Below are 12,503 nucleotides of genomic sequence, written 5' to 3' on the forward strand. Positions count from 1 at the left end.
GCGGACGGCCGTCGGCGGCGAGCGCGGCGACGGCCAGCGGGCCGGCGTGCCCGTCCCGGTCGAGCAGGTAGACCGGTCCGGCGCCGGTCGCGGCCGCGCGCAGCCGGTCGACGGTCTCCCCGGCCTCCGTGGTGGGGAGGGCACGGCGGGCCAGCCCGGCGAGCGCGTCGTCCGGTTCGTCGTCGCCGAGCAGGTGGGCCGTCACCCGGTCCGGCACCCGCAGGGTGCGGGAGAGCAGCGGGCGCTCGGGCTCGGCGATCTCCAGCAGGCCGCCGGCGATCAGCGGGGCCCGCCCGGCGAACCGGAAGCGGCCGGCGCCGGCGCCCGGCAGTCCGCACAGTTCGAGGGCCAGTCCGACGGTCGCCCGGCGCCGGGTCAGGTCGTCGTTGAGGTAGCCGTAGAGCTGTTCGAAGCGGGTGTCGAGCTCGGGGGCGAGGGCGACCAGCAGGAGGTCGAGGTCCACCGGGAGCAGCCCGAAGGCGGCGCCGAGCCGGGCGAGCCGTGAGCCGGGCGGCGGGGCGGGCTCGTCCTGGACGGCCGTACCGCTGCGGCCGGTGGCGGCGGCGGAGGCCAGGATGCGTTCCACCGCCTCCGGGCCGAGGTACTGGCCGCGGTACGGGTCGTCCGGGTCCGGGTCCTCGGCCCGGCGCTCCCGCACGGCGGTGCGGACCCGCTGTTCGACCCGGTGCAGCCGCTCCCACAGGTGGTCGGGTGCGCGGACGTGGTCGGCGCCGGGCGGTGCCCCGTCGAGCACCGCCCCGAGCTCTGGGCTCATCGCTTCCCGCCCCGGGTGCGGCGGCCGGGCGGCAGCTCGCGGTCGCGGGGCGCGGCGAAGCCGTTCGGCCCGGGGTCGGTGGCGCCGCGGTAGCGCAGCCGGCGGCCGGGGCCGTCGGCGGGCGGCACGGCGTCCCCGGTGCTGTCCATGTCGGTGTCCCTGTTCGTGTCCCTGGTGTGCACCACCAGGCCTTCGGTGACGGGCGGTCCGGCCGGGTCGAGGGCGCCGGCCAGCGGCGCGAGCGCCCTGAGGTCGATCGAGGGGCGCAGTTCCCCGCCGAGCGCGGACCAGATGTCGGACACCGACGGCAGGCCGGTGTCGCGCCCAGCGATGTCCAGTTCGACGGTCAGTCCGAGCCGGGCGAGCGTGCCGGTGAGCAGCCGGGCGGGCAGCGCGTCGACGGCGGTCAGGCACTGCAGCACCTCGGCGAGCAGCCGGTGTTCGTCCTGCGGGCGGTTGGTCCAGACGGTGACCAGGTAGGCCAGCTCGAACCAGCGCGGCGCGGCCCGGCGGCCGACCACCACGCCCTCGGCGTCGTGCTCGGCGACGCCGCCGGCCTGCCGGCGGCCGGTCTCCTCGCGGATGCCGTAGAGGAAGACGCTGACCGTCGGCGCGGTGCGCCGGGCCGCGAGGTCCCGGGTGGGCGCGTCGAAGACCACCTCGACCCCGCGCTCCGTCAGCCCGGCCTCGGCGAGCAGCAGCCGCAGCGCCTCATCGACCTCGTGGATCACCGGCGCTCCACCTCCCCCGGCGGGCCGATGCTGCCCTCGACGACCAGGAACGGCGTGGTCACCGGAGAGAACCCCGGGCCGTCGGCCGTGATGATGCGCGGGCCGGTCTCGTCCTTGGGGAGGATCAGCAGCTGGCCCGCGAAGGTGCCGTCGGCCTTGGGGTAGGTGGGGGCCGCGTCGGCGGTGATGCCGGGCTGCCAGGTGAACCGGACGGGTGCGCCGGGCGGGAAGTCCAGGCCGCGCACGGAGGTCACGAAGCCGGGCTTGCCGATCGGCGGCACGGCGACGATGCGGGGCTGGAGGATCCGCAGCGGGGTGCTCGCCCGGTGCGGTCCGGGGGTGGCGTCGGTGCCGGTGGTGGTCAGCTCGGCGGTGATGGTGGTGTCCAGCACGGCCACGGGCGACAGCACCACCCGGATCACCTGGCTGCGGCCGGGGGCCAGGTCGGCCAGCGCGCAGCCGCCGGCCCGGCAGCCGGGGGGCAGCGGCTCGGTGGGCACCCCGGCGGGCAGGCCGAGGGTGAGCCGCAGCCCGGTGGCGAGGGCCTGGCCGGTGTTGCGCACGGTGTAGCTGACGGTCACGTGGCCGCCGACGTAGCCCGGGTTGGGCTGGGCGCCGACCGTGATGGTGGGGCCGGCCTGCGGCGGTGCGGGGGCCGGTGCCGGGGGCGGCGTGGGGGTCGTCGGATTCGGGGTCGGCGTCGGCGTCGGGCTCGGCGAGGCGGTGGGCGTCGGGGTGGGCGTCGGGGTGGGCGTCGGGGTCGGCGTCGGCGAGGGCGCCAGCACCGGCAGGACCGTCTCGGCGGAGCCGTTCTCCGGGTTCGGGTCGACGACCGCTCCGGTGACGCTCCAGCCGAAGGGCTGGTCACCGGTCCGGGTGCCGATCAGGGTGGCGGTCACCCGGACTTCGGCTCCCGGTGCCAGGGTGCCGAGTTCGCAGCGCAGCGCGCCGGCGTCGCACGTCCCGACGGGCGTGCGGAGCCCGCCGAGCCGGGCGCCGGTCGGTACGGAGGCGGTGAGGACGGTGCCGGGCGAGGGCGCGGGGCCGTGGTTGGTGACGGTGACGGTGACGTCGGTGCCACCGTCGACCTGGACGGCCGGGGTGCGCGGCGGCGCGCTCAGCGCCAGGTGGACGGACTGCTGGACGGCCGGTTCCTTCTGGCGTCCGGGCAGTCGCCAGTCCAGCGGGGTGAGCTTGCCGCTGGCGAGGTCGTAGGTGCCGAGCCCCTCCGGGGAGTTGGGCGGCAGGGCCCGCCGGGCGGTGAGCACCAGCTTCCCGCCGTCGGGCGTCCAGGCGACGTCGCGGGGCTGGTACGGGCCGGTGGTGGAGGTGTCGGGCAGCGGCCGGGTGCAGGCGCCCTTGTCGTCGGTGTGTCCGGCGGGCAGCAGCACCGTGCAGCCGGCGCCGGTGGGCGTGGTGACCAGCAGGGCGTCCCGGTGGTTGTTGCCGCCGTCGCCGGCCTTGCGGTTGAAGGCGATGCGCCGGCCGTCGGGCGAGAACACCGGGCTGTCGTCGATGACGTTGCAGCTGCCCGGGCAGGCGGTCCGGCTGAGGTCGGTCTGCCGGGTGAGGTCGGTGGCGGCGACCGTCCAGATGTGCAGGTTGCCGGGGTTGCCGTTGATCACGGCGGTCCGGGAGAAGGCGATCAGCTTGCCGTCGGGGGACCAGAAGGGTTCGCCGTCGGAGGCGCCCGGCTGCTCGGCGGGCGGCTGGACGGTGCCGACGACGGCGCCGGTGGCGACGTCGGCGATCACGATCCGGCCGGGCCGGGCCGGGGTTCGGTCGCTGCCCGGGGTGCTGCGGCTGAACACCATGAGCTTGCCGTCCGGGGAGAGCGACGGGTCGGTGTCCCGGTCGGTCGGGCCGCGGCCGGCGAGGTTAATCGGCTGCGGGTTGGAGCCGTCGGCGTCGGCCCGCCAGATCCGCTGGATCCGACCGGCCGGGGAGTCCTCGTAGCGGGTCACCACGATCTGCCGGCCGTCGGGCGTGTAGGTCTGGCGTTCGTACCAGGGGTCGTAGCCGGGGCGGGGGTGGAAGAGCGGGTCGGCGCCCGGGTCGGGGTTGGTGTTGGTGTCGGCGGCCGGGTCCTCGGTGAGCACGCTGATGCCGAGGTCGCGCGGGTCGGTCCCGTCCTGGCGGACGTCCTGGACGTCGGCGACGTTGGCGGCGGAGGCGCTGGTCTGCTCGACCACCGGGCCGCCCTGGGCCTGGGTGCCGAGCCAGGCCGGCGTGGCGATCAACCGGTTGGTGCTGTACAGCAGCAGGGGGTCGGTGCAGTCGCAGGTCGGCGCCCGGTAGAGGTTCACCACGGGCGGCTGGTTGGGGTCGGGCTGGGGCGCGGAGGGGAGCCGGTCGGCGCTCAGGAAGAGGACACCGCTGCCGTCGGCCATCCAGGAGGCGGAGCCGGACCGCCAGGTGGAGCCGGTGCCGGGGAAGAAGGCCTTGTCGCCGCCGGTCGGCGAGGTGAGCATCAGGGTCCGGCCCTTGTCGCCCTGGTCCCAGGTGTAGACGATCTGGTTGCGGTGCGCGTCGTCGTTGACCGGGTTCCAGGTCGGGTCGACGGCGTCGCCGCTGGTCACGTTGGTGACCTTGACGGGGGCGCCGCCGGCGAACGGCCGCAGGTAGATCTGGATGTGCCCGGGCTCGCCGGTGCAGGCGTACGCGACCCACCGGCCGTCGGGCGAGACGGTCGGGTGGGTCTCGTCGGCGGCGCCGTCGGTGATCCGGCGCAGCCCGGTGCCGTCCCGGTTGACCGCCCACAGCACGTGCTGGGTACCGCCGTTGGCGGTGGGCTCCAGGGCCTCGAAGACGACGCCCTTGCCGTCCGGGGCGAGCGCGGGGTGGGCGGTGTCCATGCCGTTGGTGAGCCGGCGCACCGCGCCGTTCGCCTCGCGCAGGTAGACCTGGGGCAGCGGGCCGTCCCGCAGGCTGGTGAAGACCAGTTCGTCGCCGCGGGCGGACGGGTCCTGGTCGAAGTGGATCGGGCCGGGCCCGAACAGCGGGGCGCTGGTCGCCGCACCGGTCACCCGGCCGAGGCCGCGGTGGTTGGTGCCGGCGTACAGGACCCGTCCGGCGGCCGGGTCCTCGGCGGTGACGGCCGGGGCGGTGCGGCCGTCCGGCTCGCCGGGGGCGGAGCCCAGGGTCAGCACGGCGGCGGCCAGCGCGAGCAGCATCGCGACGGCGGCCCGGGCCGGCCGCCGGACGGAGCGGGGAGTGGCGGGGGCGCCGGTCACGCTCGACCTCACAGGGTGGCAGGGGCGGTCTCCCCCGTAGTCTCACCGGCCCGGGTGCCCGGGAACAGGGCCCGGGCACCCGAGCCGGGGGTAACGGGCGGTGTCCGCAAAGGGCAGGCCGCCACGGTCGCGGGCGTTGGGGACGGCCGTCCGCGCCGTGGCTCGCCGCCCGCTCCGGGACGGCCGTGCCTGCTGCCCTCTCCGGCCGGATCCGCGGGGACGCACCACCCCCTCCGGCCGGCCCCGTCAGATCAGCCCGCGCCGCATCGCGTAGCCCACCGCGTGGGCCCGGTTGCGCAGCCCCAGCCTCGTGATGATCTCGTGCAGCACGTTCTTGACGGTGCGTTCCGAGTAGGAGGTCTTGGCCGCGATCTCACTGGTGTCGAAGCCCTCGGCGACCAGCCGGAGCATCTCCGCCTCCCGGGCCGTCAGGGTCGACAGCGTCAGGCCGCGGCCGTCCAGCATGGTGCGCTGGAGTATCCCGATCCGGTCGAGCAGCTCACCGAGCAGGTCGCCGGGCATCACGCCCTCGCCGTTGGCCAGCGCGGTGATCAGGTGCACCAGCCGGTCCTGGTCCGCGTCCGAGCGGCGCAGCACGGCGGCGACCCCGTGCTCGACGATGGCCTGAAGTCCGCCGGCCTCGAACTGGCCGACCACCAGGCCGATCCGGCCCGAGGTGGCGAGCCGCAGCCGGCGCAGGTGGTCGACGACCGCCTCGGTCAGGGCGTCCACCACCAGCAGGGAGACCTCGGCCCGGCCCGCGTCGGCCTCGCTGAGGAGTTCCACCTCGGGCCGCTGGCGCAGCTGTTGGACCACTCCGGTCTGCAGGATGAGGTCCTCGGCGTACACCGCGACGGGTATCTGGGTGGGCCGGCCGCGCCCTTGGACGGGGATCCGCGCTCCGGCCGGGCGGGCGATGCCGGACGGCGGGACCGGCGGCAGCTGCCGGGTGGTGACGGCTTCCCTGCGGGATGCCTCGGTCGACGTCATCGAACACTCCAATTCTCCAGTGGACCTGCGGCGGTCGCGGCCGGGGCCCCGCGGAGCGGAGCCGGCCGTGCGCCCGGTCGAGGGTCTGGTCGGTACGGGGCCCGGGTCGCGCGGTGTGGCGCGACGGCACCGGGCAGGGTCGGTCGGTCCGCTCGGGCAAGGGGTGTGCCCACGGCTTGCCCGTACGGCCCTCTCCGCGGACGGTCCTCCGGACCTACCGTCACACCATGACCACATCCGCCGAACTCGGCCTGCCCGCGCTGACGGTGGCGCCCGGTGGCGTGGCCACCACGACCCTGACGGTGCGCAACGACCTCGACATCGTCGAGGCGTACACGCTGGAGGTGGTCGGCGACTGCGCCGCGTGGACGACGGTCGAACCGGCCCGGGTGTCGCTCTTCCCGGGGACGTCCGAGACGGTGACGGTGCGCCTCGCCCCTCCCCGCTCGCCCGCCGCCCGGGCCGGCGACTTCCCGCTCGGCATCCGGGTCCTGCCGACCGAGCGCCCCGAGCTGGTGACGGTCCCGGAGACCACGGTCACCGTGACGCCGTTCCACGAGCTCCAGGCCGCTCTCGCGCCCCGCCGCCGCCGCGGCTGGCTGCGCGGCCGCTACCGCGCCTCGGCGCGCAACCTCGGCAACGCCCCCACCACAGTGGTGCTCACCCCCGGACAGGCCGGTGAGGACCTGCGGTTCCGGGCCACCCCGGAGCGACTGCAACTGGCGCCCGGCGAGTCCGGCGAACTGCGCTTGCAGGCGCGGGCCCGCAAGCTGATCTGGTTCGGCAAGCCGGCCTCCTGGCCGTTCGAGGTGACGGTGGGCCCGGAGCAGGGCACCGCCGGCCAGGGCCCGGACGGGAAGCGCCCGGACGGCAAGGGGGCGAACGGGAAGGGCCCGGACGGAAAGGGCAACGAGGGCGGCGGCAAGGACGGGAAGGGCACCGACGACCGGAGCACCGAAGCCCCCGGCGTCGTCCAACGCCCGGTACTGGAGGGCGAGTTCCTCCAACTGCCGATCTTCCCCAAGTGGCTGCTGGCCCTGCTGGCGGCGCTGATCGCGCTGCTGCTGGCCTGGTTCGCCCTGGTCCGCCCGGCGGTGCGCAGCTCCGCCAAGCAGGCCGCCGAGCAGGCCGTCGCCCAGCAGAGCGCCACTCCGGCCCCGGCCGCTACCCCCGGCGCACCCGGCGGGGCACCGACGGCCGCCTCCGGCGGGAACCCCGGCGGCCAGACCAAGCCCGGCGCCGGACAGCCGAGCACCGGTGGCCGGGCCCCCGGTCCGGGCGCGGCCGAGCCGGGCACCGGTCGGCAGAGCTCCGCCACGATCGACGTGCAGACCGCCAACGGTGCCGCGACCACCGGCAGTTACCAGGTGCCGCACGGCAAGGTCTTCGACATCACCGACCTCGTGGTGGCCAACTTCCAGGGCGACCAGGGAGTGGTGACCATCATGGCCGGCAAGCAGACGATCACGACGATCGCCCTGGAGACCTTCCGCAACCAGGACTACCACTGGGTGACTCCCATCCAGGTCCCCGAGGACCAGGCAGTGACGGCGAACGTGACCTGCGAGTCCCCGGGCACTCCGGCCTCGGGCAAGCAGGCACCCACGTGTCACGAACTCCTCAACATCAGCGGAACGTTGAGCGACATCAGCAGGTAGGGGAACCGGTCCGGTTGCCCCCGAGGCGGGCTGTCCTCCCCGCCTCGGGGGCAACCGGACCGGAAAGGTGCACCCGGCGCACCAATGGTGTCAACGGGCCCTTCCCCCGGGATCACCCCGTCCGCCCCCAGCGATCTTGCTCCTCCCCATCTCCTCTCACGCCCTGTGACCATGTCAAACCCGACGGCCACCTCGGCCGATGCGCACACCGGCCGACAACCCGTTCGAACCGTATCAATACGGGGCACGTGCCCTCCCGGGGAAGCCCCGGCGGCCCCCCGGGGCAGACGGTCCGTCCCCAACGGGCCCTCGGGCCTGCCCGTCGCGCACGTTACTGACGCGTACTCAGTACACCAGCAACCCGGCACCGATCCGTCCCTCGTGGCCCCTCTGAGCCCGTATACCCACCGAATCGCCACAAGAGGGAGACAAACCACCGCCACGGCGCCCACACCGACCGAACGGGCGGTCTGCCGGAAACCCGGCCGCACCATCGTTCCCCGCCCCATCGGCGGGTGCCGGGAAAGCCGTTGAGCACCGCCCTCGTGGGGCGGTGCTCAACGGTTCGTCGATTCAGTTGTGGCCCAGCCGAGTTGACCGCTATCGGCGCGGCCCCGCCACGGCGTACACCGCGGTACCGATCACCAGCAGGGCCCACGGCATCCCGGTGGACAGATCCGTACCCGGCGAGAAGACCATCCAGTGGAGCACCTCCCCCACCGCGCCGCCCGGAGGCGGGACGAGGAGGGTGACCGCGAGCCAGCCGGTCGGCAGGACCCAGGCGAGCTGCGCCCCGAACAGCGCCGCCCCGAGCGCGGCCAGGCCCACCAGGCCCGCCCCGTCCCGGACGACGAACCCGGCGGGGGCGAGTGTCACTCCCCCCGCCTGGACCGCCAGCAGCGCCGGGCCCGCGACCGCTCCGATCAACAGCACGTGCGCGGCCCGGCGGGGCGCCCACCGGATCGCGGCCGTCCGCTCCAGCACGATGTCCTGCCCGCCGAGCCCGATCGAGGCGGCCACCACGTTCACGGCGAGGACCAGGGCCGCCGTCCCCAGGTACATCACACCCGGCTCCGGATCGTCGAGGGCCCACAGCGCCACCGTGACGAGCGCGACCGCGGCCGCCGAGAGCGGCACCTGCCGGGACCGGGCGTACAGGACCAGCCACCTCATCGCGCCGCCTCCCCCGCCAGCACCGGAAGCTGACCGTGGCCGGAGCAGGAGAGCATCGCGGCATGCAGCGCGGCGATCCGCGAGCGCTGCTCGGCCGGCGGTGCCGCCGTCAGCCGCTCCCAGGCGGCGTCGGCGTCCGCCCAGATTTTGAGCGAGTACGGGTCGCTGCCCTTGTCGGCGAGCGGCTGGAGCTTCGCGTCGTGCAGCGCCCAGCTCACCGCGATGCTCTGGACGGGGACGTCACCGCGCCCGCCGCCCTCCCGGTCGTTGCTCGCCCGGCAGTTCGGGGCCAGCCCCTGAGCGATCAGCGCGCGGGTCAGCGCATCGCCGGTCGCGTCGGTGAGCAGCCGTTCGTCGAAGTCGACCAGCACCACGTCACCGGAGAGCGGGCGGTCATCGCTGATCGCGCGCAGCTCGGTGTTCTCCCGGATCACCGTCGGCGCCTGGTCGCCCAGGACGTCGTGCAGCACCTTCAGCGCCTCCTTGCCGCGCGGGGCGAGCTCGGGCAGGCGCCCGGCGTTCGCCCGGGTCAGGCAGACCGGCCCGTCGCAGACCGGGGCGGCGGCGGCCCGGTCGACCACGTAGCTGTCGCGCGGGGCGCCCGGGAGGACCAGCAGCGCCAGGGCCGTACCGACCAGCACGGGCACCACGGCGAGCGCCCGGCCCCGGTGGGTCACCGTCGACAGCAGGGCGAAGCCCGTGCCCAGCAGGCCCAGCAGGCCCAGCAGCCAGAGCGTCTGGCCGAGGTGGACGGCCCCGGAGAGGGTCAGCAGCATCTGCCTCGGGTCCGCGGTCGCCAGGGACAGCTGGATGAGCCGGTTCGAGGTGCGGCCCGAGGGCTGCAGACCGTCGCTGTTCGGCGAGAGGAAGGCCGTCAGCACCAGGAAGCCCAGGGTCAGAGCCGGCGGGGTGAGCACGGACGGCAGGGCCCGTGCGACCCCCATGCCGAACACGGCGCCCGCGACCAGGCCCAGGATCGCCACCAGCGAGATCGGCAGCCAGCCGAGCGGCGTGTAGGTGGTCCGGCCCAGCGCCACCTCGACCCCTCCCACCAGGACGACGAGGCCGAAGCCCGCCGCCAGCGCGAGCGCGAGCGCACCGGCCGGCACCGCCGCGCGCCGCCAGGCCGGGCGCGGCGTACTGCTCAGCAGTTCACCCATCCGCGAGCGGGAGTCGCGCAGCCCGTACACCGCCCCGAAGCCGACGGCCAACGGCCACCAGAAGGCGAGGAAGTGGCGCGTCCACAGCGCCATGGAGGTCCACTGCGCCGTCCACCCCGCATCGCCCCTCCACCAGATCCCGTCGATCAGGAAGAAGACCGCCAGGCTGCCGGCCAGGACGACCAGCCCGGCCCACGGGGCGGCGGAACGCCGCAGTTCGATGCCCAGCACACGCCCGTTCACCAGTTGCCCCCCTGCCCGGAGTCACGGAGCAGGGCCGAGTAGCCGCGCTCCAGCGGGCTGTCGCCCGGGTACTCGCTGCCGCCGGCCGCGGCCAGGTCGTCCGGAGTGCCCTGGAAGACCAGCCGGCCGTCCGCGAACAGCACCACGTCGGAACAGGCCGCCGCGACGTCCTCCACCAGGTGGGTGGAGACGACCACGCAGGTGTCCCGGCCCAGTTCCTGCAGCAGTTCGCGGAAGCGCAGCCGCTGCGCCGGGTCCAGGCCGGCCGTCGGCTCGTCCAGCAGCAGCACCGCGGGGTCGTTGACGATCGCCTGGGCGATGCCGGCCCGCCGGACCATGCCGCCGGAGAGGGTCTTCATCCGGTGGTCGGCCCGGTCCGCCAGGCCCACCCGTTCCACCGCCCGTTGGACGGCCGCCGGGACGTCCGCCTTCGGCACCTCCTTCAGCCAGGCCATGTACTCGACGAACTCACGCACCGTGAAGCGCTTGTAGTAGCCGAAGTCCTGCGGCAGGTAGCCGATCCGGCGACGCAGCGCCCGGTGGTCGCCCAGCCCGCCCACCGAGGCGCCGAGCAGCTCCAGCTCGCCCCCGGCCGGCCGCAGCACCGTCGCCAGGGCCCGGATCAGGCTGGTCTTGCCCGCCCCGTTGGGCCCCAGCAGGCCATGGGCACCGATGCCCAGGGAGAGGTCCAGTCCGTCGACGGCCATCTTCTTCCGGCCGACCCGCACTCTCAGGTCACTGGCCCGGATCTCCCAGGCGTAGGTCTTCGGCGCGGTCTCGGCCGCGCTCGTCATGGGCGCCATGCGGCGGCCCCTTTCGAGGGTCGATGGTCGTTTCACAGCGGTGCGTTTCACAGCGGTCAGGCAGGCGCCTCGTCGCAGCGCCTGGTGGCGTTTCAGAGCGTCGAAAAGGCGTTTCGGCGGACGATCACGGCGCCGACGGCGAGCACAAGCAGCAGTCCCCACCCGGGCAGCCCGCCCGACTGCACGGCGAGCGGCACCTGTCCGGTGGCCCCCGTGGGCACCACCACGGCGACGCCCCAGGCGGCCGCCAGCCCGACGGCGGCCCGGGTCACCCCGATCACACTGCCCAGCGCCAGGGCGGCGGAGGTGAAGGCCAGCGAGGGCAGCAGCCACTGGGCGACCGTCATGGTCCCGGTCAGCCACCCCGTCAGCAGCAGCCCGGGCAGGACCACGGCGAGCACCGCCGTGGTGCGCCTGAGCAGCAGGGGCAGTCCCGCCCGGGCGGTCGAGGCCGTCAACTCGTGCGCCGGGTCCAGCGCGCGCGACCAGGCCGCGGCGACACCGAACAGCGGCAGCACGGGCGCCACCAGGGACACCGGCGAGGCACCGCCCAGCAGCGTCGCCGGCGCGGCCGCGTCCAGCAGCAGCGCCGCCAGGATGACGGCGGCGGTCATCGCCAGCCACGGCGCCATCACCGGGGTCAGCCAGGCCGACACCCACCGCGGACTGCGGCGCCGCGCGGGCGCCCGGACAGCCGCGTCCAACTGCGGCTCCAGGCCCGCCCGGACGGTCTCCAGCAGCGCCGAGACCTCGGGCGCCTCGGCGGCCACCGAGGCAGCCAGCAGGCTCCGGCACGACGCGCACGTCTCCAGGTGGGCCTCCAAGGCCCACACCGTGTCCGCCGCCATCGTGGCGTCACCCCGGGCGTAGTCGTCGATCAACCGCCTCGACGCGTGTTCCTCCCTCATGCCAGCGCCTCCCGCATCGCGATCCGGGCCCGGCGGGCGCGGGTCTTGACCGTGCCCTCGGGCAGTCTGAGCAGCACGGCAGTCTCCCGGACGGAGAGGCCGTCGAGCACCGTGGCCTGCAGTACCTCGCGGAGTTCCGGCGCCAGCCGCCGCAGCGCGTCGCCGACGTCACCGCCGACCGTCCCCGCGAGCGCCTCCTCCTCCGCGGCGGGCACCACCGCCCGTTCGGCGGCGGCGACCGGCGGCTCGGCGTGGTGGGCACGACGCCGGAACGCGTCGACCAGACGGCGCGCCGCGATCGTCCACAGCCATCCGACGGCCGAACCGCCCACCGCGCTCCCGGCGAACGCGCCGGCCGCGCGCCACACCGCGAGATAGGTCTCCTGCATGACCTCGGCGACGATCTGCTCGTCCGAGCAGCGGCGGCGCAACCGCACCGCCAGCCACGGCGACGTCCGGCGGTACAACTCGTCGAACGCCCCGCGGTCGCCCCTGGCCACCAGCCGGAGGAGACGTTCCTCGTCCAGCTCGTCCAGTGCTCTCCTGCGTGATCTCACACCAGCCAGACGCCCGATCCGGCGCGCAGGTTCTGCATCCGACGTGACCTGCGTCACAGCCCAGGGGCCCCCTTCGTGAAGACGCGGGCCACCCGCGAAAGCGCCGGCCACAATGCGGGCCGAAACGCGAAAAGGCCCACCCGGAAACCCGGGTGGGCCTTTTCTGAAGAATTGTTCGGCGGCGTCCTACTCTCCCACAGGGTCCCCCCTGCAGTACCATCGGCGCTGTGAGGCTTAGCTTCCGGGTTCGGAATGTAACCGGGCGTTTCCCT

Annotated in this window: 9 protein-coding genes, 1 rRNA gene and 1 pseudogene; 1 reads left to right on the top strand and 10 read right to left on the bottom strand. The window is 74.9% G+C overall.

Translation table 11 applies throughout. The features are described from left to right. From BG452_RS19270 to BG452_RS19285, 4 genes and pseudogenes are all read right to left on the bottom strand, one after another. A pseudogene (locus tag BG452_RS19270) lies at positions 1 to 775 on the bottom strand (ATP-binding protein); the annotation flags it as partial. Beyond that, positions 772 to 1,506 (bottom strand): DUF4255 domain-containing protein, encoded by a 735-nt coding sequence (locus BG452_RS19275; protein WP_188305581.1) that lies wholly within the window; start codon positions 1,504 to 1,506, stop codon positions 772 to 774. The pseudogene BG452_RS19270 and the gene BG452_RS19275, both read right to left, overlap by 4 nt. After that, the gene (locus tag BG452_RS47150; RefSeq protein WP_188305589.1) at positions 1,503 to 4,679 is read right to left on the bottom strand and encodes a DUF11 domain-containing protein; all 3,177 of its coding nucleotides are present in this window, start codon (positions 4,677 to 4,679) and stop codon (positions 1,503 to 1,505) included. Before BG452_RS47150 ends, BG452_RS19275 begins: the two co-directional genes overlap by 4 nt. Before the next feature lie 306 nt (positions 4,680 to 4,985). Continuing rightward, positions 4,986 to 5,729, bottom strand: a complete 744-nt coding sequence (locus BG452_RS19285) for a response regulator transcription factor (RefSeq protein WP_188305582.1) — start codon at positions 5,727 to 5,729, stop codon at positions 4,986 to 4,988. Positions 5,730 to 5,956: 227 nt separating this feature from the next. Between BG452_RS19285 and BG452_RS19290 the strand changes: the two genes are divergently transcribed. Further along, on the top strand, positions 5,957 to 7,387 hold the full coding sequence (locus tag BG452_RS19290) for a hydrolytic protein (protein ID WP_188305583.1): 1,431 nt from the start codon (positions 5,957 to 5,959) through the stop codon (positions 7,385 to 7,387). A 600-nt stretch (positions 7,388 to 7,987) separates the two neighbouring features. Here BG452_RS19290 and BG452_RS19295 read toward each other — a convergent pair. The 6 genes from BG452_RS19295 to rrf all read right to left on the bottom strand — a co-directional run. Then, positions 7,988 to 8,560 carry a hypothetical protein gene (locus BG452_RS19295; RefSeq protein ID WP_188305584.1) on the bottom strand — a complete coding sequence of 191 codons (573 nt, stop codon included), beginning with the start codon at positions 8,558 to 8,560 and terminating at the stop codon, positions 7,988 to 7,990. Continuing rightward, positions 8,557 to 9,963 (bottom strand): hypothetical protein, encoded by a 1,407-nt coding sequence (locus BG452_RS19300; RefSeq protein ID WP_188305585.1) that lies wholly within the window; start codon positions 9,961 to 9,963, stop codon positions 8,557 to 8,559. Before BG452_RS19300 ends, BG452_RS19295 begins: the two co-directional genes overlap by 4 nt. Next, positions 9,960 to 10,766 carry an ABC transporter ATP-binding protein gene (locus BG452_RS19305; protein WP_188305586.1) on the bottom strand — a complete coding sequence of 269 codons (807 nt, stop codon included), beginning with the start codon at positions 10,764 to 10,766 and terminating at the stop codon, positions 9,960 to 9,962. The genes BG452_RS19300 and BG452_RS19305 overlap by 4 nt, the downstream gene beginning before the upstream one ends. Positions 10,767 to 10,858: 92 nt before the next feature. Next, positions 10,859 to 11,674 (bottom strand): zf-HC2 domain-containing protein, encoded by an 816-nt coding sequence (locus BG452_RS19310; protein ID WP_188305587.1) that lies wholly within the window; start codon positions 11,672 to 11,674, stop codon positions 10,859 to 10,861. Then, complete coding sequence (locus BG452_RS19315) at positions 11,671 to 12,231, bottom strand: RNA polymerase sigma factor (protein WP_188305588.1); 561 nt, start codon at positions 12,229 to 12,231, stop codon at positions 11,671 to 11,673. The genes BG452_RS19310 and BG452_RS19315 overlap by 4 nt, the downstream gene beginning before the upstream one ends. A 173-nt stretch (positions 12,232 to 12,404) precedes the next feature. Beyond that, positions 12,405 to 12,503 (bottom strand): 5S ribosomal RNA (gene rrf, locus BG452_RS19320); the annotation flags it as partial.

The organism is Streptomyces sp. CBMA123, assembly GCF_014596465.1.
GTDB lineage: Bacteria > Actinomycetota > Actinomycetes > Streptomycetales > Streptomycetaceae > Kitasatospora.